17 protein-coding genes are annotated in these 25,359 nt (G+C 44.4%); 15 read left to right on the top strand and 2 right to left on the bottom strand.

What is annotated here, in order from left to right:
• Position 1: 1 nt before the first annotated feature.
• Genes MKY87_RS15390 through MKY87_RS15375 form a run of 4 tightly spaced genes read left to right on the top strand, consistent with a single transcriptional unit; the run spans position 2 to position 5,845 of the window.
• Complete coding sequence (locus MKY87_RS15390) at positions 2-1,576, top strand: type I restriction-modification system subunit M (RefSeq protein ID WP_340965327.1); 1,575 nt, start codon at positions 2-4, stop codon at positions 1,574-1,576.
• The gene (locus MKY87_RS15385) at positions 1,573-3,081 is read left to right on the top strand and encodes a restriction endonuclease subunit S (RefSeq protein ID WP_340965325.1); all 1,509 of its coding nucleotides are present in this window, start codon (positions 1,573-1,575) and stop codon (positions 3,079-3,081) included. Before MKY87_RS15390 ends, MKY87_RS15385 begins: the two co-directional genes overlap by 4 nt.
• Entirely contained in the window at positions 3,078-4,793 is a 1,716-nt protein-coding gene (locus tag MKY87_RS15380; protein ID WP_340965323.1) for a restriction system-associated AAA family ATPase, read from the top strand. The genes MKY87_RS15385 and MKY87_RS15380 overlap by 4 nt, the downstream gene beginning before the upstream one ends.
• Positions 4,793-5,845, top strand: coding sequence for an HNH endonuclease (locus tag MKY87_RS15375; protein ID WP_340965322.1), 1,053 nt, complete (start codon positions 4,793-4,795; stop codon positions 5,843-5,845). Before MKY87_RS15380 ends, MKY87_RS15375 begins: the two co-directional genes overlap by 1 nt.
• A gap of 415 nt (positions 5,846-6,260) precedes the next feature.
• Here MKY87_RS15375 and MKY87_RS15370 read toward each other — a convergent pair whose 3' ends face one another.
• Complete coding sequence (locus MKY87_RS15370; RefSeq protein ID WP_340965320.1) at positions 6,261-6,599, bottom strand: helix-turn-helix domain-containing protein; 339 nt, start codon at positions 6,597-6,599, stop codon at positions 6,261-6,263.
• A 163-nt stretch (positions 6,600-6,762) separates the two neighbouring features.
• On the opposite strand from MKY87_RS15370, the gene MKY87_RS15365 reads away from it, so the two are divergent.
• From MKY87_RS15365 to MKY87_RS15325, 9 genes are all read left to right on the top strand, one after another.
• Positions 6,763-7,566: a DNA-binding protein gene (locus MKY87_RS15365; RefSeq protein ID WP_340965319.1), complete on the top strand. Its 804-nt coding sequence runs from the start codon at positions 6,763-6,765 to the stop codon at positions 7,564-7,566.
• Between the two features lie 185 nt (positions 7,567-7,751).
• Positions 7,752-8,945 carry a WXG100 family type VII secretion target gene (locus tag MKY87_RS15360; protein WP_340965318.1) on the top strand — a complete coding sequence of 398 codons (1,194 nt, stop codon included), beginning with the start codon at positions 7,752-7,754 and terminating at the stop codon, positions 8,943-8,945.
• Positions 8,945-9,274, top strand: a complete 330-nt coding sequence (locus MKY87_RS15355) for a hypothetical protein (protein WP_215077141.1) — start codon at positions 8,945-8,947, stop codon at positions 9,272-9,274. The genes MKY87_RS15360 and MKY87_RS15355 overlap by 1 nt, the downstream gene beginning before the upstream one ends.
• Positions 9,275-9,563: 289 nt before the next feature.
• Entirely contained in the window at positions 9,564-11,114 is a 1,551-nt protein-coding gene (gene nikA, locus MKY87_RS15350; RefSeq protein WP_340965316.1) for a nickel ABC transporter substrate-binding protein, read from the top strand.
• The gene (gene nikB / locus MKY87_RS15345; protein ID WP_340965314.1) at positions 11,114-12,061 is read left to right on the top strand and encodes a nickel ABC transporter permease; all 948 of its coding nucleotides are present in this window, start codon (positions 11,114-11,116) and stop codon (positions 12,059-12,061) included. The genes nikA and nikB overlap by 1 nt, the downstream gene beginning before the upstream one ends.
• Positions 12,058-12,912, top strand: a complete 855-nt coding sequence (gene nikC / locus MKY87_RS15340) for a nickel transporter permease (protein WP_339298633.1) — start codon at positions 12,058-12,060, stop codon at positions 12,910-12,912. Before nikB ends, nikC begins: the two co-directional genes overlap by 4 nt.
• The gene (locus MKY87_RS15335; protein WP_340965312.1) at positions 12,909-13,709 is read left to right on the top strand and encodes an ABC transporter ATP-binding protein; all 801 of its coding nucleotides are present in this window, start codon (positions 12,909-12,911) and stop codon (positions 13,707-13,709) included. Before nikC ends, MKY87_RS15335 begins: the two co-directional genes overlap by 4 nt.
• Positions 13,706-14,677, top strand: a complete 972-nt coding sequence (locus tag MKY87_RS15330; protein ID WP_340965311.1) for an ABC transporter ATP-binding protein — start codon at positions 13,706-13,708, stop codon at positions 14,675-14,677. The genes MKY87_RS15335 and MKY87_RS15330 overlap by 4 nt, the downstream gene beginning before the upstream one ends.
• A gap of 379 nt (positions 14,678-15,056) precedes the next feature.
• Positions 15,057-16,562: a malate:quinone oxidoreductase gene (locus MKY87_RS15325; RefSeq protein ID WP_340965310.1), complete on the top strand. Its 1,506-nt coding sequence runs from the start codon at positions 15,057-15,059 to the stop codon at positions 16,560-16,562.
• Positions 16,563-16,807: 245 nt separating this feature from the next.
• Here MKY87_RS15325 and MKY87_RS15320 read toward each other — a convergent pair whose 3' ends face one another.
• Positions 16,808-19,897, bottom strand: coding sequence for a hybrid sensor histidine kinase/response regulator (locus tag MKY87_RS15320; protein WP_340965309.1), 3,090 nt, complete (start codon positions 19,895-19,897; stop codon positions 16,808-16,810).
• Positions 19,898-20,075: 178 nt separating this feature from the next.
• On the opposite strand from MKY87_RS15320, the gene MKY87_RS15315 reads away from it, so the two are divergent.
• Positions 20,076-21,212: a response regulator gene (locus MKY87_RS15315; RefSeq protein ID WP_340965308.1), complete on the top strand. Its 1,137-nt coding sequence runs from the start codon at positions 20,076-20,078 to the stop codon at positions 21,210-21,212.
• A 154-nt stretch (positions 21,213-21,366) separates the two neighbouring features.
• Positions 21,367-25,350: an S-layer homology domain-containing protein gene (locus tag MKY87_RS15310; protein ID WP_339787637.1), complete on the top strand. Its 3,984-nt coding sequence runs from the start codon at positions 21,367-21,369 to the stop codon at positions 25,348-25,350.
• Positions 25,351-25,359: the final 9 nt, after the last annotated feature.

Raw genomic sequence — 25,359 nt, 5'->3', positions numbered from 1 at the left:
ATTGTTACAAAACAATCAGGTACTTAAAGGCAAGATTGATTTGCTATGGAATAAATTCTGGAGCGGTGGTATATCCAACCCACTTACAGCCATTGAACAGATTACCTACTTACTCTTCATGAAGCGGTTGGATGATCTTGACGTTAAAAGGAAGGCCAATGCAGAGTTTACTGGTGAACAATATATCTCCAAATTCGAAGGAAAGTGGCTCCCGACAGGGATGCCTGACACAGAAGAAAACTATATTGAAAAAAGTACGCTATGTTGGAGGTACATTAGACATATTCCTCCTGAGGAACGTCTACAACACATTCAGCTGAAAGTATTTCCCTTCCTGAAGGAGCTTAATGGAGAAGATTCCCCATTTACTCATCACATGAAGAATGCGGTTTTCATCATTCCTAAGCCCGCTTTGCTCGTTGAAGCAATGTCTACAATTGAAGAGATCTTTGATGAGATTGAGAAGGATGCTAATCAGGGTGGACAGACATTCCAGGATATTCAAGGTGATGTCTATGAGATGCTCCTCTCCGAGATTGCTTCAGCAGGTAAGAATGGGCAGTTCAGAACACCACGACATATTATTAAACTGATAGCTGAATTAGTTGGACCACAACTTGGCAACCATGTAGCTGATCCAGCCTGTGGTACGGGCGGATTCCTTTTGGGAGCTTATCAGTATATGGTCACCCAACTAGTCAAAGATCAGAAAGAACTTAAACTCGATGAGGATGGTTTTCTTCGAGGTTCAGTGAGCAGTTATTTAACTGAAGAGGTTAATCAGATTCTGAATGATAGTCTGTATGGCTATGATATTGATGTGACGATGGTGCGATTAGGCTTGATGAACCTAATGATGCACGGCATAGATAACCCGCATATTGATTACCATGATACCTTGAGTAAAGGCTTTACCGAGAGTAGTAGCTACCATATTATTATGGCAAACCCCCCCTTTACCGGAAGTATTGATAAGGGAGATATTAATGAATCACTGCATCTGAGTACAACGAAAACAGAACTGCTTTTTTTAGAGAACATATACAATCTACTAAGGATGGGTGGAACCGCGGGCGTTATTGTACCGCAGGGTGTTCTGTTCGGCAGCGGTAAAGCATTTATAGATGCTCGCAAAGTTCTCGTTGAGGATTGCGAGCTTAAGGCCGTTATTACTATGCCTAGTGGGGTGTTTAAACCTTATGCAGGTGTAAGCACAGCAATTTTGATTTTTACTAAGGGTGGAGTAACTGATAAAGTGTGGTTCTATGATATGCAGAGCGATGGTTATAGCCTTGACGATAAACGGACAAAACTCGAAGGGTATGGCGACTTGCAGGACATTGTGAAGCAATACAAGAAGCGCGATCCAAATAAGGGGAGCGATCGTAAAGCGAAACATTTTTTTGTGACTAAGGAAGATATTGTGGCCGAAAAATATGATCTCTCGATAAGTAGATACAAAGAAATTGTATTCCAAGAGGTTGTGTATGAGAAGCCTTCGGTGATCCTTGCCAAGCTTAAGGAACTAGAGAGAGAGATTAGCAAAGAGATTATTGACCTTGAGGGGTTGTTATGATGAAATATCTACCTCTTAATCAGCTATTCCGAATAATTGGTGGAAATGCTGCACCAAAAGATAAGGATTACTCTATTAATGAAGGATTACCATTTGTGAAAATGAGGGATCTTGGAAAAGCCCACCTTTCTAATGATTTTACAAAAATTGAAAACAGAATAAGTGATAAGAAAGCTGTTGAATTAAATTTAAAGATTATCAAAAAGGGTTCCATATTAATTCCCCGTAGTGGTTCTGTTGCTCAAAATCATCGTGCAATTCTTGGTACTGATGCATACATGGTTAGCCATATATGTGCTCTGGAGGTAATTAATAAAAAAGTAATACACAATATATATGCCTACTATTATTTATGTACTATTTCAATGGAAAGGATAACAAAAAAGACAACTGGTTTAGATGCAATTACATTTGCAGATCTTGGTGAATTACTAATTCCAGTCCCTTCACTAGATGATCAAATTAGGATTGCTGCTATTCTAATGCGAACAGAAGCATTGGTCAACAAACGCAAAGACAGCATAGCTACGTTAGATGAGTTCTTAAAAAGCAGCTTTCTACAGATATTTGGGGATCCAGTCACTAATAATAAAAAGTGGGCGACCCTACCTATGCACAGTATTGGGAAATTTATTAGTGGGGGTACCCCTAGTAAAAAACGCACTGATTATTGGAAAGGTAGTTTCCCTTGGATTAGTCCAAAAGATATGAAGGTACCTTACATTTCAAACTCTAAGGATTTTATTTCTAGTAAAGTTTTTGAGGAGACACCTTTAAAAAAGATCGCTCCTGGTCATCTGCTAATTGTTGTCCGTGGAATGATACTAGCACACTCTTTTCCTACAGCAATAAACACTGTCGAAGTATCAATAAATCAAGATATGAAAGCTATTCTTCCTATTAAAGATGTCTATGTTATTTATCTGAAACATTGTTTGGTTAATATGACCCACCAGATACTTGAGGTAATAACTACTGCCGGGCATGGAACTAAGAAATTTGAGACAGATTCAATGGGTAAAATTCTCATACCGGTCCCACCAATCGAACTCCAAAAACAATTCATAGCAATCGTTGGGAAGGCTGAAGATCTTAAAGCAAGGTTTACAAGAAGCTTAGCTGAATTGGAGAACCTTTATAATTCACTCAGTCAACGAGCGTTTAATGGTGGATTGAATATAAGTAATAGTGAGTTGAAGATTGAGGATGAAACACTATGTGATTTTGACAACTCTGCACCAACTCAGACTAATGAATTTAAAGATCAATTTAATACTACTCTTGAAGATTTAATACAAGCAAAGGCAGAGAAGACTTTCAGTATGGAATCTCTGATGAATGATCTAGAACAAGCTGATTATTACGATGGAGTTATCAAATACGAAGATATCAAACAACAAATTTATAAAATGTTAAAGGAGTCAAAACTTACACAAATACTTGAGGAAGTTAAGGATGACGCGGGCAAGATTGAGAAAAGGATTATGCTGAGGGCAAAAATATGAAACTATTACGCTTGAAAATAACTGATCCGAATGGCTTCAGAAGTCTGCAGGCAGGGTTTGAGGTGCATTTTCTACGCGATTGGAATTATGCTGAGGCTAGAGAATTTAATCCATACATCCTGGCAGGACCAAATGGAAGTGGAAAATCTAATATATTGGAAGTGTTGGGTGCAATATTCTATCATCTCGAATGCATGTATCTTAATTACAGACCAGAATTATTTGAGTATGATGAACTGATGAATCCACAAGGCTTCACTAGTGATGTTGCATCACCCAATGGATTTGAACTAGAATATTATTTTCCTGTTCCATTTGCAATGAACAAGTCAGGGCTTCCAGAATATGCTCATATAAAAATTGTTAAAGTATATAAGGGATCGCCGATTGTTTATTTGATGGACAAGGAATTATCTACTGTTCTTACCAGTAAAGAGGCTAGAGAAGTATTACCAGACTACGTCCTGGGTTATTCGTCTGGTGAGAACGAAATATTAAGTTTACCCTTCTTCAAGATGCGATTTATTCATTACGACGAGTATAAAGACTATCTTAATCGACAAATATCATATCCCAGCACTCCAGAAGGGCGACTTACTTTTTTAAATGCTGAATTTAATCAAGCAATTATTCTGGCTAATCTTCTCCTACAAGATAAACAATCACTTCAACCTTACATGGACGAAGTAGGTATTGAGGATATTAAGAGTTTTCGAATTATCATTAAGAAGTTTATCAATTTGAACCAAACACAGATTACGGATGATCCCGAGAACACTGTACTCTTTCAGAGGAACGTTATAGAAGCGATTGAGGATGAGCAAGGAGAGGTACGATATCGCGTAAATATAACTCAAAACCTAGAACCAGTCATTCAAAAACTTATATATTGTTCTACTTGTCATAATTACGACCCTGAAGTAGATCAGTTGTATCTTGATTACTGGGTTAATGAAACCACAAAAGAAGCATTTGCACATCATTTCGGCTCAGCTATCGAACTTTTCCAGGTGTTTCAAATTCTCCTAACTCTCAATCTCTATACAGTAAATGAGAAGTTGAAAAAAGAGCTATATCAATCAGCAAGCCTGTATGTTAATGAGACTGTACCGACACTTCCCTCGGATGAGCGTATTATGCGGTTTAAAGATATGTGGATTCAGAAGAGGGGGCTAGCAGATCAAATTCTGATAAAATCACTCTCAGACGGAGAGCATCAATTTCTCCATTCATTAGGTCTTTGTCTACTATATAAAGATAAGAACTGCTTGTTTCTTCTAGATGAGCCAGAAACACATTTCAATCCCAATTGGCGGGCTAAATTCATCTCTAGTATCCGTGACTGTCTCGATAACGAGAATTCAGAAATATCAATGCAGGATATGCTTATTACGACGCATACACCCTTTTTAATATCGGATAGTCATAAAGACTATGTTCTGCTATTTGATCGTTCATCAGAAAACATTGTGGAAGTCACCCGTCCAGATTATAACACATTTGGAGCGTCAATTAATAAAATCACAATGAAGTCATTTCGCAAAATCGAAACAATTGGTGGTTATGCGGAGAAACAACTCAATGTGTTGAAGGAACGTTTTGAAGCGGGAGTAGCACAGTATGAACTGATTGAAGATGTAGAGTTACTTGGTGATTCGGTTGAGAAGGTACTGTTTTTGAAAAGAGTACTTGATAGTTTGGAGGAGTGTTAATGTTATTTCCATATCAATATATTAATCACAGTATGGAAAAAATGCATCAATATATTGAATATATTTTTTTTGAAGTTTGGTGTAAGGCACCGTGTAATGAGTATGATATTTCGTTATTTGATTATAACGAGGAAATTAAAGAGATAATTAAAGAATTTCATTATACGGCTCCTAAAGGGGCAGATTTTTTTACAAAAGGTATACATGAGATTTTTACTTTATTTAAAATGTTAAGTGTTGAAGAAATTAATCAATTGAGGGTTTGGTTTCAGTCTAATAATGACATTGAACGGCTGTGTATGAACGACACTTTGGTACCATCTATCACTTATTCAGAGCTTGAAAAAATGAATGAAGATCTTAGTTCTAAAATGAAAGCTTTTTTTACTGGATTATACTCACATGATTTTCTCTCTTTGAAAGCTATATCAAGTAAGATTGGAGTTATTGATAATCATTATAAGGAATTTGTTAAGATCAATCGAAACAGCAAATGTCCTTATTGTGGGTTACAATCAATTGATGGGCAATACGTTCATACAAGAGAAGCTTATGATCATTATTTCCCGAAAAGCAAATACCCATTCTCTTCAATTAACTTCATGAATTTATCTCCAGCTTGTTACAAGTGCAATAGTGGGAATAAAGGAGCAAAAGATCCACTGTACGATAAAAACGGAAAGCGCAGAAAAGCGTTTTATTCATACAATGCTACTCCCTATAATATTGAAATTGCAATAAGGCTAAATTCAATAGATATTAAAAATATCATCCCCGATGATGTAACTATAAACTTTGGACCTGTTGATTTGGCTGAGGAACTTGGGACGTGGAACGATCTCTTTAATATAGAGGAGCGTTATATAGCAGAGTGCTGTAGTGTAGATGCTTTGTATTGGATAGAGCAAGTTTATGAAGAGTGTGTAGACAAGTCACCAGGTGAGTTCCTAAAGATAAAACTAGAAGTTGCTAATAAATACCCCTTTTCAGACAAAAATTTCTTACGAAAGCCATTTCTCGAAGCATGTAACTCTCATAAGATTTTCGGATAGATGTACACCTTATATCTATTCACAGTTTATAAAGATAGAGAAATTTGAATGACTTTGAAGATTAATTGTAAGTATATTATGTGAGTCCTATCATTTTATTTATCTTAAAAGAATTTTATTAAATAGCCACTCAAACAATCGAGAGGAAGATTGGGTATTCAGTCTTCCTTTTGGTTTTTGGTAGAAAAATAGAGATTATTTCGTTTTCTGTTTTGATTTTCTTTTTTTGTTGAAATGAATATAACCTAAGTTAGCAACTATGTAATCAGTCACGTGAAAGAACATAATAGAAAAGTAACTCTCTCTCCCATCATTTAAATTTTATAGAACAAGTCAATATTGTATAGAAAAATTGATATTACTGAAAGCAAATTATGTCTAGAAATAGGTTTACTCTGACATATGCAATTACCTTTTAATCGTCAATTGGCTTCATACTATTAATTACTTCTCTATTTATTCTTGTTATGGAACGAATCTCTTTAGCACTCATGGCAGCAATTAAAGTTATATGTTCATCTAATGCTTTGCGATATTCAGTACTCTCCTCAAATTTAAAGATTTCAATAGCTGGAATATTGAAAGCGCATATTATTTTCTCTAAAGTTTCTAATGAAATATTGCGAACTCCCCGCTCTACTCCACCAATATAACTGTAATGAAGTCCTGCAGCTTCTGCCAATTGTTCTTGGGTCCATCCCTTTGCTTTTCTAAGTTCACGTATCCGTCTTCCAACACTTTCTGATAAGTTCATATGATCACCTCCACTTAAGGTTAGAAGAGGTTAGGAAATCATTACAGACTAATAAACGCAAAGTAAAAATGATAATAATTGTACTTATAAGTACAATTTAGATTGACCACCTTTTGATTTATCTATACAATTATATAAAATGGATAATTAAGGAGGATTATCTTTGCGAACTTCCATCCTAAAATCACTCAAACCGGACATCATTGTTGAAATGTTGGATATGGCTGTGCCTTTTGAAAATTGGAACAAGGTATTGGAGAGGGCGGACATGTTATATCAATGTGTGCAGTCCATCTATGAAGAGCGGCAGGAGTATCAGTCAAAGGGAGTGCCTGCACCACATATACACATCGAGCGGCCCTTGGTCTACTATTACGGGTTTAGCCACCTAATGCGGGGTATGGCTCACCAGAAGATGGGACAGGTAGATCAGGCGCGAGCATGTGTCGATCAATATGGAAATCTGGGATGGATGGAGGATCTGGATGAGGTAGGTATTCAGGTGGTGCAGGAATTTAAGCATAAGGCACAAGTGAATCGGTACGCTCTTGAGATTGAAGCCGGGCGGGAGCAACTGCTGGAGGAGTTTGTAAATTTTTTGATGGAGCATCCGGAGGAATGTTTGGTGGGCCTGAAAGTGATTACGGAAGCAGCAGTGCGGCATAGATGGCAGATTGATCGGGTTTTACATGTGTTCGAGGATCAGATACAGGGCGATAGCAGAGAAATGGATTCTTCAAACAACGATCATATGTACCATTACTGTTACCAGCGGGCTTTGTATGAACAGTGGATGGGAAGACCACAGGAGGCCGTTGAATTCATTTTGCAGGCGATTCGGTTAGCGGATAAGCTTGGGATGGATCGGTATTTTATAAGGTGCACGGCATTGTTGGAATCATTGCGGGAAGAGGCGACAGCGGAGCAGATTGGACGGTATCGGGTGATGCTGGAGGAAATGAAGTAGGAGAGGTATTTACTGAAAATGGTAGGATATGCCTTGAAGTGGGTATATGCATATAGGACCATAGCACCGATGAGGAGCACAGCTTGTGTTTTTACCATGGTGAAATCAGGATGTTAGCCGGATAGTTTACATATTACACTTCTGCTAACATAGGATAATCCTATTTCAAATGAGCGGAGAAACGTATGAGTACAATCAAAGTTACCCCTGAACAACTACATCACGTATCGAATCAGGTGGATCAAGCCAGACAACAGTTGGAGAGTATACGAAGTGATCTGACGAGACAGATCATGTTCGTTCAGATGATGTGGATGGGCGCGACGCAGGAGCGATTTTACTATGAGTTCGAGCAGTCACGACCTATACTGGATAAAGCGTTGGAGAGTATGGTTAATACATCGAAGGAATTGAAGGATATCGCCACGCGTTTCCAAGATGCAGATGCTCAGAAGGTAAGTCTGGGTGGTGCGTTTGGAGCCGTCGGTGCCGCAGCTATGATGACCAAATCAACAGGTGATTCAGGTTCGGGTGACAAGGGCTATCGGATGGCGCAAATCAATATGTTCGGTAAATTGGTCTGGATGCCGGTCAACGAGAATGGTGTTGCGGATCAGGCTGCTCTTCAGGCTTATCAGAGAGATCAGGGAAATCTGGACTTTAATCGCATGCAAGCTGTGAACGTTGAACCGCCTGGGGAAGATATTTTTGCGTTACAGATCAAGGCATTTGAGATGGGGATTCATCCTACGACGGGAGAGCCTGTATCCGATAAGTATGCTCAGATGATGGTGACCTCTCTGAAGTTTAGTCAGATATTCATGGCGATTCAGATGGTTCGTGGGAGTATGCCGGGCAGTAAAGGGCCTTACCGATTGCCTGCTTCTAATCCTGCTGTGGCGAAGATTAAGCAGCACATTGAGGCTGCTAAGGCGAAGAATGGCAAAGTGGTAGGGCCGTCTTCTCCACTTCCAGTTAAGCAAGAGTCTTATAAAGAGGTTAACATTCATGGTAAGTTAAATAGTGAAATTGACGAGGTAGATTTAAAAAACAAAATAATATATGAGGATAAGTCGGCGAAGAAATTGTACATGGATAACCCCAATGTTCCGCAAACTGAAGAACAATGGGCACTTAAACAGATATTTAAAAAGGGTTCGAACAGAATAACAGCCCTTCAACAAACGGAAGTGAAACTGTCCAGTTCTGTTTCTCAAGATGTTCCCTTATTTGAGGATATAACGAACATTAGAAAGTATGTGTTCAGAATTGATGCAGATACTCCAAAGTTAAGGTCGGCAGTTCAAAATGAACTAAATAACTTAAAAACTAAATATCCGGATTACAATTTTTCAGCTGAATTTGGAGGGAAAGAATAATGTCCATAGGTCTATTTAGATATAACGGTGACATCAATGATCGGAATTCAGAGCTGACACTCAGTGAGAATATATCAACTCAAGATTTCTATGAAGAACATTGGGAGAAAGCAATACATGAATTAGGAATAACAATTATTCAAGATGGATCTGAGATAAATTATAGCCAATTAGAAGCTGCAATAGTTGAGTTAGCGCTTTTGAAGGAATGGTCAATAAAAAATTTGGATGGAAATGATTTAGAGTATATGAAGGGGAGAATTGAGAATCTACAAAAAGTGTTGCCTAATGCATTTATTAATGAAGACACGGTACTCTATATATTCTAAGTAAGATTTAAACCTTATGCACTAATGAAGGTAGGGGCTAGGTCACATTCGCTGGAAGGGCATGTAACTTTATATTAATCTCTCTTTTTACACAATTAGCGCAACAGGAATAAACCATAATCAAGCCCTCATATGTAACAAAAAACATGAAGAATCCGCTCTCATCCGAGAGTCGGATTTTTTCTTGTTTCACTACCAACATAACGCTTGTCAAAACGTAATCATTACGATATGATAATACTCATTGTTTAGATCATAATGATTACGATTAAGAGAGAGGGGCATTACCTTGAATAAAAAGACGCCACTGCTAGCGCTGGTCTCCTTGGCCTTGAGCGCTGGACTGTTGAGCGCCTGCGGATCATCTGAGTCCAGTCCCGCTGCGCAACCATCCACCGATAATAAAAATGTTCACTTCCTATATAACTTCTCCACCAGCTCGCTAGATCCACATGTGGATTCCAGCTATGTGCCGCTGCGCGCGGGCATTACGGAAACGCTGGTTCGTCTCGATGAAGAGAATCTGACGGTTGCTCCATGGCTTGCCGAGAGCTGGGAGAGTGAAGATGGGCAACATTGGACGATCGACCTGCGAGATGATGTGACCTTCCAGAACGGCAAGCCAATGACAGGTGAATCCGTTAAGGCATCCCTTGAGCGGGCACTAGAAGAGAATGTAGCCATCCAGAACGCGCTGAAGATTGATACGATTGAAGCCGAGGGCGACAAGCTTGAGATTACCACAACTCAGCCGTTCCCGGAGTTCGCTTCGGAGCTGGTGAATCCCAACACGGCGATTATCGACGTGAGTGAGCCGGACATTGTGAACAAGCCTATTGGTACGGGCCCGTTCAAGCTGATTTCTTTTACCCCAGGCAGCAAACTAGAACTGGATCGCTATGATGAATATTGGGATGGAGCATCGCCTCTCGATTCCATCACGTTCTCATTCAATGAAGATGCCAATGCCCGTACACTAGCGCTCAAATCTGGGCAGGTAGATATCGTATACCGTCCGGAGGTAGAGAGTCTCGAATCGCTCAAAGCGATGGACGGCATGAAGGTTGAGTCCACATCGACATTCCGCGTGCATCAGCTAACGATGAACATGCAGCGGGAGAGTATGAAGGACCTCAATGTTCGTCGTGCGCTGGACGCGCTGATTGACCGTCAGGGTATCGTGGACACGATCCTGCTCGGTTACGGTGAAGCTGCTATCGGACCGTTCCTGCCATCGCTGCCATTCGCGCCAACCTATACGGATACAGCAACGGAATCTGGAGCTGATATCGCTGTAAAATATCTCAACGAAGCAGGGTACACGCAGCAAAACGGCGTGATGATCAAGGATGGTAAACCACTGCAACTGACGCTACTGACGTATTCGGCTCGTGCCGATCTGCCACTGATTGCTCAAGTGTTCCAATCTGATGCGAAGAAAATTGGTATTGACGTGCAGATCCGTCAGATCGACACGCCGGAAGATTATATGGCGTCCAACCGCGACTGGGATATTGCGACGTACAGTAATTTGACGGCTCCTCGTGGGGATGCAGGCTATTACCTGAATGCGACGTACCACCCTAAGGGTGCTCTTAACTTCAGTGGATCGGAAGATCCGGAACTGACCAAGATCATCGACGAACTGAATCTCACAGTTGCACCAGAGAAGCGCGCAGAGCTTGCCGAGAAGGCAGCCAACTATGTGCATGACAACGTGCTGAATTCATTCGTGCTGCATCCAGGTACGATCGTTGCCTACAACGGCAAGAAGATCAAGAACTGGGTTACCACTCGTAGTGAATATTACATGATTACCAATAAGCTGGATGTGATGTAATGTTTCGCATTTTGCTTCGAAAGTTCCTTGAGGTATTTATCTTTCTGTTGTTCATTATGTTTGTGAGCTTTCTGTTCATTCGTCTGGCTCCCGGTGATCCCGTGCTGACGATCCTGAATGTGGACGAACTGTCTGTTAGTCAGGAGCAGGTCGAAGCTGTACGCGAGGAAATGGGTTTCAACGATTCGCTTCCTGTCCAGTTCGGCAACTGGTTGCTCGATTTCGTTCGACTCGACTTCGGCGTATCGTACTCGACAGGCCAGCCCGTCATGCAGACCCTGATGCGTGCGCTGCCTGCTACGGCTGAACTGACGATTGGCGCACTGCTGGTCATGCTTGTTATAGCTATCCCGCTCGGCTCGCTATCAGCACTCCATCGTGGCAGTTGGATTGACCGCTGCAGCCGGATGCTCTCCATTGTGGGTGCGGCGGTGCCAAGCTTTTGGCTGGGTCTAATCCTGATCGACATGTTCGGCGTACGCTTCGGCAATCTGCCGACCATGGGCCGGGATGGATTCGCCTCGCTTATTCTGCCATCTCTGACGCTGGGACTTGCCATCTCCAGCGTTTATGTGCGTCTTTTGCGTTCCAGCCTGCTAGATTCACTAAGTCAGGAGTTCGTTCGGTCCGCCCGGGCAAGAGGGTTATCCGAAGGCCGGATCTTCATGCTTCACGCGTTTCGGCACAGTCTGCCGCCTGTCATTACGGTATTTGGCGTAAGTCTCGGCAGCCTGATTGGCGGAGTTGTCGTGATTGAAGTGTTGTTCGCTTATCCGGGTATCGGCAAGCTTGTCGTTGACGCCATCCGCCAGCGTGATTATCCACTGATTCAGGGTTACATTCTGATCATGGCTATCGTGGTATTCCTCGTGAATACGGCAGTTGATCTGTCTTATCGTTATTTGAATCCCGAAATGAAACTTAAGGAAAAGGAGGCCCACCGATGAAAACCATACCCCTGCCCATTCTGCCTACAAAATCTAAAAAACATAGCTGGCAGGCGATTATTGGTCTGCTGTTTGCACTGCTGGTCATCGCGGCCTCCTTATATGCCTTTTTATACTTGAAGCATGATCACACATTAACGGATCTGCGCGGACGATTGCAGGGTGCAAGTGCTCTCCATCCGTTCGGCACAGACCATCTGGGTCGTGACGTGCTGACACGTCTGTTGCTTGGCGGTGGTCAAACGCTGGGTTATAGCTTGCTGGCACTCGGTGCCGCACTGCTGATTGGCATTCCATTTGGTTTGATCGCAGGATACAAACGTGGTTGGGTCGATAAGCTGTTCATGCGGATTGCGGATGCTTTTCTCGCTTTTCCTGATACCATCGTGGCGATTGTGCTCAGTGGTCTGCTCGGCGCGGGAATCGGCAATCTGGTATTGGCAATCGTGATTGTGAAGTGGGTCAGCTATGCGCGTCTTGTTCGGAGTACGGTTTTATCTGAGTCACAAAAGGATTACATTCGCATCGCCCGAACCAATGGATTGTCGGACGGTCGTATCATGAGAAAACATCTGCTTCCGCATATCGCAGGCCATGTGCTTGTGCTGGCCAGTCTTGATCTGGGTAAAATCATTCTACTCATCTCATCATTGTCCTACATTGGCCTTGGCGCACAGCCGCCAACACCTGAATGGGGTGCGATGCTGAACGACTCGCGGCCTTACTTCCAGTCTCGGCCGGAGCTAATGATCTATCCGGGCCTTGCCATTGTCTCGGTAGTGCTGCTTGCCAACATGCTGGGTGACTATCTAAGAGACCGGTTTGACGTGAAGAAGGAGGTGCAGCCATGATTCTCTCCATTGAGGAACTGAGTATCTCAAGTCGGGATCGTACGATTGTAGATCAAGTTTCTTTGGCTGTTCGCGAAGGCGAATTCATGGCACTCGTTGGACAGAGCGGTAGCGGCAAAAGCTTGCTCTCGCAAGCGATTGGTCGTCTGCTGCCGCCCAACCTGCATGCGTCGGGGCGAGTGATGTTCGAAGGCAGTAACCTGCTCGAACGGAAGCCAAAGGAGATGCGCGCCCTGCGGGGAAGCCGCATCTCATATATTTTTCAAGACTATCAGGGAGCATTTACGCCATTCCGTAGCATTGGCGGACACTTTGATGAATACCAGAAGGTTCATGGGGAAAAGTCTTCTGCCATCCGCAAGAAACGGGCTGAGGAAGCATTGGAATCCGTTGGCCTTGGCGCTGAATTGCTGCGCCGCTACCCGTTCCAGTTGAGCGGTGGGCAGCTTCAGCGGGCCTCGATTGCCACATCGCTGATGCTGTCTCCTCGTTTGTTAATCGCAGACGAGGCAACGACGGCGCTCGATAGTGTATCCGGTCATCGCGTACTGGAACTGCTGGCACGCAAAAAAGCGGAAACAGGCTGTGCCATTCTGTTTATAACACACGATTGGCGCCATGTACGCCGCTATGCCAACCGCTTGGCTGTCATGAAGGAAGGGCAGATCGTCGAATCTGGCGGCAAACATCGAATTCTCGATCATCCTCAGCATGAATATACGCGCCAGTTGATTGATGCGGCTCCTGTCCTGAGCCGCTCGCTGAAGTCGGGATTGAAGGAGGCAGGAACCGAATGAAGACAACTGCAAATGATGAACGTCGTGGACTCATGCAGTCCGAAGAAGAATCTGGTGTGCGAAACCACGATTTTGCAAAAGACGTAAACCATGTAGACATAGACAATGCAGTCATAAATACTACAGAAACAGATCATGCAGTTAAAGATGCCGATATAGATACCACGGTTAAAGGCAATGCTTCATCGCTCAGCATCCCTGGCAATCCTGTGCTTCACGTGGAACATCTCAGCCGGACGTATGCAGGTGCAGACCGACCGGCTGTGAATGATATTTCCTTCACTCTGAACCACGGCGAATGCCTTGGCCTGGTTGGCGAGAGCGGCTGTGGCAAGAGTACACTCGCACGCTGTCTGTTGAGGATCGAAGATGCAGATACGGGCTCAATTACACTGGGCGGACAGGATATCGCGCGGCTGAGCGGCCGACGGTTGCGACCTCATCGCCGGAAGATTCAGATTGTTTTCCAGAATCCAATGGCAGCACTAAACCCGAAGCTCAAGATTGCCGATTCACTAATCGATCCGTACGAACAACTTGGACGGAACGCCGAGCTGTCCCACTTTACCTACACATCGAAGGAGGCATACGTCCAAAAGCTGCTTGAAGCGGTCGAGCTTCCAAGCGATTTGGCTGGACGTTACCCCCATGAGCTAAGTGGTGGACAGCGTCAGCGCGTCACGATTGCACGTGCCATTGGCATTGAACCGGACGTTGTCGTTCTGGATGAACCTACGGCCAGCCTGGACGTGATCTCGCAAGGTGCAGTTCTGCAATTGCTTACCGATCTGCGGACATCACTTGGTCTTTCATACGTGTTCATCTCGCATGACTTGGCCGCGGTACATCGCATGAGCCAGCGCATCATCGTTATGCGGGAAGGTCAGATCGTTGACCGCTTTGGTGCAGATGCGTTGTTCGCCGAAGAACGCCATCCGTATACAAAGGAACTAATTTCAATTTTCTGAGTACTCCCGGAGACGCCGGGGGTGGTAATCGTTTATTTATATATGAAGCCGCCTTACGAAGAGATTCGAGAGCGGCTTTTAGTGCATCCATGTAATAACCCAAAGTCCCCCTAAAACCGGGTTCCTTTCTTTGTTTTGAACAAATATATCTTTCAGGCCTATAACCGGGCTAACGTTCCGATGTAAACTAGCGTATACTGATGGAATAGCAAATATCTTGAAATTGCATATTTAAATTGCTCTATATTATTGATACACTAGATCAAGGTTATAATCATTCAGAGAAGGTGCGACCCCGTTCAAGAATGGGCTTGCTGCAAATGCCAAATCGATAACGCTTACATCCTTTTGGCAAATATAGGATATAAGGACGGTAGACATGAGCCAGGGACAAACGAGTACAGATGTTATCTTGATTGGTGCCGGAATTATGAGTGCAACTTTGGGAACTTTGCTAAAAGAATTGGCACCAGACTGGAATATTAAGGTTTTCGAAAAGCTAGCCACTGCAGGAGAGGAAAGCTCCAACGAATGGAATAATGCCGGAACCGGGCATGCTGCATTGTGCGAACTTAACTATACCGTTGAACGACCAGACGGAACCGTAGATATTAGCAAAGCGATTAAAGTGAATGAACAATTTCAGATCTCAAAGCAATTTTGGTCCTATCTCGTCAATAGCCGTCTGATTCGTAATCCGCGGGACTTCATTATGCCGATTCCTCATTTGAGTTATGTACACGGAGAGAGCAATGTCCAGTTTCTGAAAAGACGTTATGACTCCTTGTCGAATCACCCGCTGTTCGCAGGTATGGAATTCTCGGATGACAAGAAAGAGCTGGCGAAATGGATGCCGCTGATGATGAAAGATCGTACAAGTAATGAACCTGTTGCAGCGACCAAAATTGACTCCGGTACGGACGTTAACTTTGGTGCTTTAACGCGTATGCTGATCCAACATTTGAAGGAACAACACGTGGGTATCCACTACGAACATAGCGTGAAGAATATGAAACGTACCAGCGATGGACAATGGGAATTAACCGTGAAAAACCTGAAGAGCGGTGCAGTCGAACGCCATAAGGCAAAATTTGTCTTCATTGGCGCGGGCGGTGGAAGTCTGCATTTGCTCCAGAAGACGGGCATTCCGGAAGGTAAACATATCGGCGGATTCCCGGTCAGTGGGATCTTTATGGTGTGCAAAAATCCAAAAGTCGTGGAACAGCATCATGCCAAAGTATATGGCAAGGCTTCGGTAGGAGCTCCGCCGATGTCGGTTCCGCATCTGGATACTCGATTTATCGACAATAAGAAGTCGCTGCTATTTGGACCGTTTGCCGGGTTCTCGCCGAAGTTCCTGAAGACGGGTTCCAATGCCGACTTAATCACGTCTGTTAAGATGCATAATCTGCTTACGATGCTCGCAGCAGGTGTCAAAGAAATCTCTTTGACCAAGTACTTGATCCAACAACTGATGTTATCCAAGGAACAACGTATGGCAGAATTGCGTGACTTTGTTCCGGGTGCGAAGAGCGAGGATTGGGATATGGTTCTGGCGGGGCAGCGTGTGCAGGTCATCAAGGATACTGTCCAAGGTGGCAAGGGAACGCTCCAATTTGGTACGGAAGTGGTCACGTCTGCAGATGGAACGATTGCGGCTCTGCTAGGTGCATCACCAGGTGCATCCACCGCGGTTCAGGTCATGCTTGAGATTCTTCAGCGGTGCTTCCCGCAGCATATGGAGGCATGGGAGCCAAAAATCAAGGAAATGATTCCTTCTTACGGCATATCCCTTGTGGAGAACTTGGATCTCCTCAAAGAGGTTCATTCTTCAACAGCCAAGGCGCTGGGGTTATCGGATGAAAAACATGTCCTGCACGTATAACGTTTAGCTTATCGTGTTAGATCATAATGAAGTCATAGAAAAGAGAGCTAAGCCGGGTCGAACCCTGTGCTTAGCTCTCTTTTGGTTTATTTGGTATATCAGAACCTGAACTTGAACTCGAGCCTGGGCTTGGAATTGAACTTGAACATGTGCGCTATCATCGCTTTCCCCGTAGACCTTACACAAAGCAAACGGATACGGATCGTACAATATGCCGCTGTAGAGTCATAGAGCGATCTTATCGCTCAGAATCTTGTGCTGCGGTCCAAAGGGATGACAAAGGAAACTTTCGTGCCTTGACCCGGCGAGCTGACGATGGTCAAACCTTGTCCGTACATCTGGGTTAACCGGCGATGTGTATTGGTTAATCCAATACCTCCCGTTCCGCCGGAACCTTTCTTGGGCCACGCCAGTGCCCGTTCGATCTGCTCGGGCTGCATCCCAACACCGTCATCCTCGATTTCGATCAAAGTACCGTTGGTTTGGTTGATGATTCGGATATGCACGGTTCCACCCTCAACTTTGCTGAGAATACCATGTCGAACAGCATTCTCAATGAGCGGTTGAATGGTGAGTGGCGGCAGGGATAGATCAAGATCATCGGGAATATCCCAGATGACATTCAACCGATGCATGAATCGTTCTTTCTCAATGTAGAGATAGGCACGGGAGAGATCCAACTCATGGGTGACCTCAACCATTTTCTCCGAATTGACAAAATGAAAGCTGGTCTGAAGATACTCGATAAAAGCATCGCCCAGTTTCTGCATTCGCTCCGTGTCCATCTCGCTAAGAACCATGATTGAATTGAGCGTATTAAAAAGAAAATGGGGCTGAATCTGTGCTTGTAAGTAAGCAGCCTCCATGCGCAGTCGCTCATCAATGGATTGTTTCAGTACAATCAGAGACCCGATGCGATGCCTTAATTCAACGGCATCCACGGGCTTGGTTACATAGTCCGTCGCACCGGCCATGAATCCGGCGTATACATCCGCTGGTTCGTTACGGGCCGTCAGCAACAGGATGGGAAGCTCGGATACCGAATAACGCTTGCGTACGTTCTCGGTTAATTCATAACCGGACATATGAGGCATCATGACATCGGCAATCAGTAAGTCCCAAGGCTCCTTATCCAGCAATTCAAGTGCTTCAAGCGCCGAGGCTGCAGGTTGAATGTGGTATGGTTCATTCGCAAGCATGGAGATCAGTACTCGCAGGTTTACAGGATCATCATCGACGGCAAGAATTCTTGCGGCAGTCTTATCTTGAGAGACGGTCTGCTGCTGCGGCTCTGCAATCGCAATTTCATCGAAGCTGTGAGCGTCCCATTGCTGCTCAGTCTGGTCCGATAGCGATGCGGTGTCTTCCCGTGGAAGCGAGATCTGGAAGGTGGATCCTTGCCCAGGTACGGATTGCACGGTGAGTTGGCCGCCATGGAGTTCGGTGAGCTGCCTGCTAATATTGAGACCGAGGCCGATTCCTCCGCTTAAACGAGCCTCTGGGGTCCCTTGTTCATACGCCTCGAATATTCGCTGTTGTATCTCCTCACTCATACCAACACCTGTATCTGAGACTTGAATTAAAATGCTCTCTCCATGTTCCCGGACAGATACGGTAATCGTACCCTCATCGGTAAATTTCAGTGCATTATGCAACAGGTTGTAAAGCACCTGAACAAGTCTTCTCTCATCGGCCTGAATCAACGGCAGTGATTCTGGAATATCTACCTGCATAAGGATGGGCTTGCCCTCTGCCATGAATCGGAACATACCGATCACGCCAGGAATGACAGATGCAAGAGATAAAGATTTCTTCTGAAGCGTAATGCGTTTTTCCTTCAAACGAATAACATCCAAGAGGTCATCAACCAGTTGGGACATGCGTCGGCCGATGGTAACTAACAGTTTCGTGTCTTCTGCCTGCTGCCCACCTGATTTACGCCGTTCACGGACCGCGATGCTCTCGGCGATATTGATGATCCCGTGCAGCGGTGTACGCAACTCATGAGCCGTATTCACAAGAAACTGATCCTTCTGGCGATCCTCCTCTTTGAGTTGTTCGTACAACTTCTCGATCTCACTTGAATTGCGGAAGTATTTTCTAAACCAATAGGCGGAGAAGCCAAACATGGCCGCGATCACATCGATCGGATAATACACGTTGGTAATTTCGCTATGTGAGTTCACAATTCCCCATAACACGCTTGATAGGCTGCTAGTAGCCGCAAAGAGCAAAAAGCTTGCGTCGCTTCGTTTCTCGGCTGCCATTCGGAAGAATAGGTAGACAGACCAGCCGATGGCAAACAGATAAAGGAAATCAGAAAGCCCAATCTCAAGTACATGATAGATCAGGGTCACTGGTGCGACGAGCAAAAATAAACAGTAAACACCAAGCACGCTGGCATAGATACGGAACAGTTTACGCCCTTGTAGACTATGGGAGAAGCTTCTAGCCATCTGTAAAAGAAAGAATGCGAACAACGGATAGGACAACGCTTTGGCCTTAACGATCCAAGTGAAGTTGAGTGGAATCCAACCCAATAACAGATTGTCATGATCGGAAGCGACCGTTAGAGCAGCTACCAGTGTCAGCATCGAGAACGTCAGCAGAGCTCGTTCCTTTCGGATAAACAGAAACATCACAAAAGCGTATAGGCTGTGCAAAAGCAGTATGGCGAATGTAATCTTTTGCAAGTCGATGGATAGTCCTCGTTCACTTCCAATGGCTTCTGGAGAACCAAAATAGAGAGAGCGTGTGATCCCTCCGCTATAAGGATCGTCGAAATTGGCTGTCTGCACCAAAAGATTGAGTTCGGTAGAACCCTCAAGCACATAGGAAGTCGTAAATGCAGTCCTTTCTGGTCGATAGGCTTCGGCATGAGTAGCAGGTTGGCCGAATTCGGCAACAATGGTCCCGTTCATCTCGATGATCGATGATGTCTGGATTTTCTGGCCCCAGAGAGAGACTTCCTCCACAGATGGATCTAAAAGTATACGAAGACGGTACGTTCCGTATCCGAACGACGATGAGGATTGTGTTAATGCATTACGCCAGTCACCGGGAACTTGAATCCGTGTGGATAGGTTATCCGCTATTTTCGCGTCACGATTAGAGATTAACGCTTGGGGATAAAACTCCCATTCTCCGTCCAGGGATATGGGTGAAGTGTTGGCGAGGTCCCAGCCTCGAAGGTCCAACACGCCTTCAATGGGTTCAGGATGTGCGGGTATAGTGAAAGTCTCGGACCATATCCAGCGAAAGCCAAGTAGAATAGTTAGAAATAGAATCGACAGCACTACATATCGGGGTATCTTTTTATAGGTTATTGGTTTCATGGCAGACTTTAGTTTTCGACAGTTTACTTCAAATTCCTGCATGCCCTCCTGCCAAAGATGAACATTTTTTTGAATACCGGAACATAGATTCTATATTTAAATGATAGCGGTCCCACGTCAGGATTTATGGTAAAATTATAGATTAAAGGGTGATCAGTGAGCCAGAGGAGTTGTGCATATGAGAGTGATTTTGGTAGATGATGAATATCTCGCTCTGAGCAGGTTGAACAAACTGTTGCAAGAGAGAGAGGATTGCGAAGTTATCGGCTCTTTTCTGACGGCACAGGAAGCCATAGATCAGATCAAACTTCATCTGCCGGAAATCGTCTTCATGGACGTTCAAATGCCGGGGATGAACGGGATTGAGGCGACCGAACGTATCCATGAGGTTTCTCCTGGAACAGAAGTTATTTTCACAACCGCATATAACGAACATGCACTGACGGCCTATGGGCTTGAAGTGCTGGACTATATTATGAAGCCTGTAACGCGTGACCGTTTGGAAAAAACGATGAAAATGTATCAACGCCGAACGGTGTCAGCAAGTCTGAATATAGCAGAAGGGCCATCCATGTTGATCCGTTGTCTGGGGATGCTCCAGGTCCAACTGCACCCAAATGAGCCGCCAAAACATATGAAGTTCAGAACAACCAAGATTAGAGAGTTATTCGCCTATTTGCTCCACCATCGGAACAAACCGATTAAGCGGGATACGCTACTTGAACTGTTGTGGCCAGAGTTGGATGAACGGAGAGGTATATCCAATCTGCATAGTGGCATCCATCGCTTACGTAGCATGATGAACGAATTCATGGGCGAGGACAAGATGGTCATTCGTTATCAACAGTTTGGTTATTTATTGGAAACGGGTGAATTCAGGATTGACGCGGAAGAATGGGAGAGTCGTCTTAACCGATTGCCTCTGTTATCTTCGTCTACAATAGCTGAACATCGGCAGACCTCAGATCAATATGAGGGCAAATATTATAGTGAAGACGATTATGTATGGGCTGAGTTGGAGCGCGAGCGATTGCATGCACTCTGGCGTAACCACGCCATGCAACTCGCACAATATTACATTGATCTGGGACAGAATACGGAAGTACTCACGGTATATCACCGGGTACAGCAATTCGAACCATCATTGGAGGAAGTCGGACTGGCCTTAATGAAGACCTACGATCGATTAGGCAATAAAGATCCTGTGGTCGCTCAATATAACCAGTTGGTTATCGCTTTAGAACAAGAGGCAGGTATACGTCCTGGCCTGGAAGTTGAGTTATGGTACCAACAATGGAAAAATTCGAATATTTAATTGAAGATACACAGCCTTGCAGCTTCATTTGCAGGGCTGTTTTTTTGTTGTATTTGTTAGCGAAAGGTTTGGTAAGAGTTTGGTAAGAGGCTTTGTGTAGAATAAGCACGATGAGGGTCGATATTACGCGAAATGTAAAAGAGGGAGGATAAGTATGTCGTTTTTGTACAGTAAGAAGTGGAAAAAAGGATTTAAAGTGTCCGTAGTTAGCATGTTGTTATTAAGCACATTCATCTCTTCAATTGGTTCAGAGAGAGTAAGCGCAGCTAGCGGCCCTGTTCCAGGAGGAACGGGTCTTGAACCTGTGTTATGGCTGAAAGCAGACTCGGATGCCGATACGGTGGAAGGTTTACTGACCGATTGGAAGGACCAATCAGCTAACGATGTAGGGTTTGACCTGGTTATTCCTGCTGGCAAGACAGCACCAAGTTATAATCCGGGAGGAATTAACTTTAACCCCAGCGTAAATTTCAACAATCCGACAGGTGGAGGCCACTATAGTAGCGCAGTTAAGTTGGTAGGTGACAAACCAATTAAATTCCAATCTGGCTATGCCGTGTACAAGTATAACAACGGGGGAGCTCTTGTAGGAGCGACTACGCCTACAGGAACTAATGGCGTCATTATTATGGGTGGATATGGAAACAGGTTTGCTTCAGGTAATGGCGTAGATGGTATTTATGACTATTTCAATCCTGTGGACAAAAGTCGGGCTCAGATTGTGAATTTCGATATCGTTAGTACTACTAGTCATACGGCACGAGTAGATGGTGCAGTATCTAGTTTTACACAGGTAAGGAACTTTGGAGAGATTAACTTTACTCCTGTTATAGGTGCTACTAACGGAGGTAATGCGACGTATAACTGGGGTGGTCTTGTAGCTGATGTTGCTGAGATTATTTTGTATGACAATCAGACAGCTATGGATGCTTCAAAAATTGAGTCTTATCTAGCCATTAAATATGGCATTACGCTCAACAACGGAGCAAGTTCTTATCTTTCAACTAACGGAAGTGAAGTGTGGACTGTCGATTCCAAGTATAAGCACAATATTGCAGGAATCGGCAAAGATGAAGCACAGGGCTTGAATCAAAAACAAAGCCTAAGCATCAATGCCGGAGTGCCACAAGTTGCCATAGGTGTTAACAGGCTGGCTACTACAAATACAGACAATCCAAGTGTTTTGACGGATCAGCAATATTTCGTATGGGCGGATAACGGTCTGTCATTGACGTATGATCAGCCTATTAATAAACCGGGACAGTATCATGCGCAGAGAGTTTGGAAAGTGCAGAATACGAATAACGTGGGTGAAGTGGAGATTGGTATCCCGGCAGTGTCAGATCCAGCAGGTTATCAATTACTGGTAAGTGACAATGAGGATTTTACAGAAGCATCTGGCTATGATTTGAGTCTCAAAGATGTAAATGGAGTTCCACATTATACAGCCAAGGCGGCATTGAAAGATGGAGAGTATTTCACGTTCAGTGCGTGGGCACCAAAATTCACAAGCGCAAATGTAAGTAATGTGTCTGTGACAGAAGATGAGGTTATTGTAACGTTCGATAAGGAACTGGATTTTTCGAATGTAGCAATTTTAACTGGCTTCAAGCTGGAGATCAATGGGCAACCAATCACGATTGACAGTTTCGAAAAAGGGGCGAACAGCAAGACATTGAAGTTAAAAACGAGTCAGATTATCCCTTCCAATGCATCAGTGATCGTTTCTTACGATATTGAAGATGGTAATCTAAAAGGGACTAACGGCGCCCCAGCTCAAAGTTTTAGCGAAAATGCTGTGACAAAAGTAGACAAGTCCTTGCTGCAAGCCAAAGTAACTGAAGTTACAGGCGAGGATCTAGAGGAATCTGAGTATACGCCAGCAAGCTGGGAAACTCTCGATGATGCGATGAATGAAGCAGAGCGAGTGTTGAATGATCTGACAGCGACTCAAGCGCAGGTAGATCAGGCACTTTTGGATCTGACAGATGCAAGAACGGGACTAATCCCTACAACATCTGTACCCGTTGTAGATAAATCAGCTCTGCAAGCGAAAGTAACTGAAATTACAGGTGAAAGCCTGGAAGAGTCAGCGTATACGCCAGCGAGCTGGACAGCACTGGATGATGCAATGAACGAAGCAGAGCGAGTGTTGAATGATCTGACTGCGACTCAAGCGCAGGTAGATCAGGCACTTCAGGATCTGACAGATGCAAGAACGGGACTAATCCCTACAACATCTGTACCCGTTGTAGATAAATCAGCTCTGCAAGCGAAAGTAACTGAAATTACAGGTGAAAGCCTGGAAGAGTCAGCGTACACACCAGCGAGCTGGGAAACTCTCGATGATGCGATGAACGAAGCAGAGCGAGTGTTGAATGATCCGACAGCGACCCAAGTGCAGGTAGACAAGGCACTTTTGGATCTGACAGATGCAAGAACAGGACTTACCAAAGTGATTGGTACGGATGCATCTACCTTGCAAACACTGGTACCTTCGGTGGGAAGTTTGTCTCCGGCCTTTGATCCGGCTAAAGATACCTACACCATTTCTGTTCCGAATAGCGTATATCAATTCCAGCTCACGCCAACGGCACTTGATCCACTTGCCAAGATTGAAATAGCTGTTGGAGATGGAGAATGGAATGAGGTTACAAGTGGTAGTATAAGTGAAAATCTAAAGCTCCAAGTGGGTGGAAATAAGATCGTTGTTAGAGTAACAGATTCACTTGGCCATGTTACAGAATATAAAATCAACGTAAACAGAGCATCCAGTGACAATGGTAACAACAGTGGAGGCAACAATGGCGGTGGTGGAAATACAGGAGGTAACGGTGGAAGCACATCAGCACCTGCGCCAGTACCAACGCCAACTCCGGCACCCGTGAAGGATAATTTGGAAACAACTCGGGATGGTAGCCATCAACCATTTGCTACATCCAAACTATCTGACAACAAAGAAACGTTGGTTCAAGTTGATCCAGCCAAGCTGAATGTTGCCATGTCACAAGGCACAGGACAGCAGTTCGCCATTCATTCACCGAATGATGGGAATATGAAGGTGGACGGTTTAACCCTCGAAACACTGAAACAATTAGTAGATCAAGGTTCCAGACTGAACATTAGCAATCCGCTGGCGATCTATCCGGTACCTGGCGGTAAAATGGACCTGAATGGTGTCTCCAAACAGCTAGGCAATGTAGCAATGAAAGATGTTGCTGTACGAGTCGACATTGCCCGCTCATCGGACACTTTGATCAACAGTGCTAAAAGCAAGGCTGCAATCGAAGGGTACGAGCTGTTAGTGAATCCGGTCGATCTGGATCTCACCTTCTCGAAAGATGGACAGACGGTTCGATCTGGGCAACTGAACGGATACGCACCGAAGTATATTGCGCTTCCGGAAGGCATCGACCCGAACCGAATTACAACAGGCGTGATCATCAACTCGGACGGCAGCATCTTCCATGTGCCAACGGTTGTTACCAAGATCGATAGTCGTTACTATGCACTCATTAATGACTTACGCAGCAGCGGAAGTTACTCGGTCATCTGGAACCCGCAGGATTTTGAAGATGCCAGATCCCATTGGGGGAAAACTGATGTGAACAACATCGCTGCGAGATTGGATCTGAAAGGTAACGGAGATAACACATTCTCACCGAACCGTCAGGTTACCCGCTCTGAGTTTGCCGAAATTGTTGTACTTGGACTTGGCTTAATGCGTCAGGATGCACCACAGAATCTATTCCCTGACGTTAGCGATTCCGCATGGTTCCGTTCTGCGGTAGCCCTTGCGAATGAATTCGGTATCGTTCGCGGTTACGATAATGGCAACTTCTACGGTAATCAGGAAATTACACGCGAGCAGGGATTTGCAATGGTTGCTCGTGCGTATCGTCTGATCGAACCGGAAGCGGTAATCAGCCCGGATCAGATGAACTCTGAACTGGAACGTTACAGTGATGCAGCGAATGTATCGAATTGGGCGAAAGAAGATGTAGCCCAGTTGATTGCAGCGGGGATCATCCAAGGTAACGGGCCAGAAGTTCTGAGTCCGAAGGCAACGATGACCCGTGCTGAGGTCACTGCATTGATTGCAAGAATGTTGAAAGTAACAAACTTGATTGATCAATAAACACAATCT

It is taken from the genome of Paenibacillus sp. FSL R7-0198 (genome assembly GCF_038000415.1).
In the GTDB taxonomy this organism is placed as follows: domain Bacteria; phylum Bacillota; class Bacilli; order Paenibacillales; family Paenibacillaceae; genus Paenibacillus.
This window is presented reverse-complemented; position numbering and strand designations above follow the sequence as displayed.

What these genes read in the sequence shown, in the direction of transcription:
- MKY87_RS15385 (WP_340965325.1), top strand. Translation starts at nt 1,573, where the DNA reads ATGATGAAATATCTACCTCTTAATCAGCTATTCCGAATAATTGGTGGA.
- MKY87_RS15380 (WP_340965323.1), top strand. Translation starts at nt 3,078, where the DNA reads ATGAAACTATTACGCTTGAAAATAACTGATCCGAATGGCTTCAGAAGT.
- MKY87_RS15375 (WP_340965322.1), top strand. Translation starts at nt 4,793, where the DNA reads ATGTTATTTCCATATCAATATATTAATCACAGTATGGAAAAAATGCAT.
- MKY87_RS15370 (WP_340965320.1), bottom strand. Translation starts at nt 6,599, where the DNA reads ATGAACTTATCAGAAAGTGTTGGAAGACGGATACGTGAACTTAGAAAA.
- MKY87_RS15360 (WP_340965318.1), top strand. Translation starts at nt 7,752, where the DNA reads ATGAGTACAATCAAAGTTACCCCTGAACAACTACATCACGTATCGAAT.
- MKY87_RS15355 (WP_215077141.1), top strand. Translation starts at nt 8,945, where the DNA reads ATGTCCATAGGTCTATTTAGATATAACGGTGACATCAATGATCGGAAT.
- nikB (WP_340965314.1), top strand. Translation starts at nt 11,114, where the DNA reads ATGTTTCGCATTTTGCTTCGAAAGTTCCTTGAGGTATTTATCTTTCTG.
- nikC (WP_339298633.1), top strand. Translation starts at nt 12,058, where the DNA reads ATGAAAACCATACCCCTGCCCATTCTGCCTACAAAATCTAAAAAACAT.
- MKY87_RS15335 (WP_340965312.1), top strand. Translation starts at nt 12,909, where the DNA reads ATGATTCTCTCCATTGAGGAACTGAGTATCTCAAGTCGGGATCGTACG.
- MKY87_RS15330 (WP_340965311.1), top strand. Translation starts at nt 13,706, where the DNA reads ATGAAGACAACTGCAAATGATGAACGTCGTGGACTCATGCAGTCCGAA.
- MKY87_RS15325 (WP_340965310.1), top strand. Translation starts at nt 15,057, where the DNA reads ATGAGCCAGGGACAAACGAGTACAGATGTTATCTTGATTGGTGCCGGA.
- MKY87_RS15320 (WP_340965309.1), bottom strand. Translation starts at nt 19,897, where the DNA reads ATGAAACCAATAACCTATAAAAAGATACCCCGATATGTAGTGCTGTCG.
- MKY87_RS15315 (WP_340965308.1), top strand. Translation starts at nt 20,076, where the DNA reads ATGAGAGTGATTTTGGTAGATGATGAATATCTCGCTCTGAGCAGGTTG.
- MKY87_RS15310 (WP_339787637.1), top strand. Translation starts at nt 21,367, where the DNA reads ATGTCGTTTTTGTACAGTAAGAAGTGGAAAAAAGGATTTAAAGTGTCC.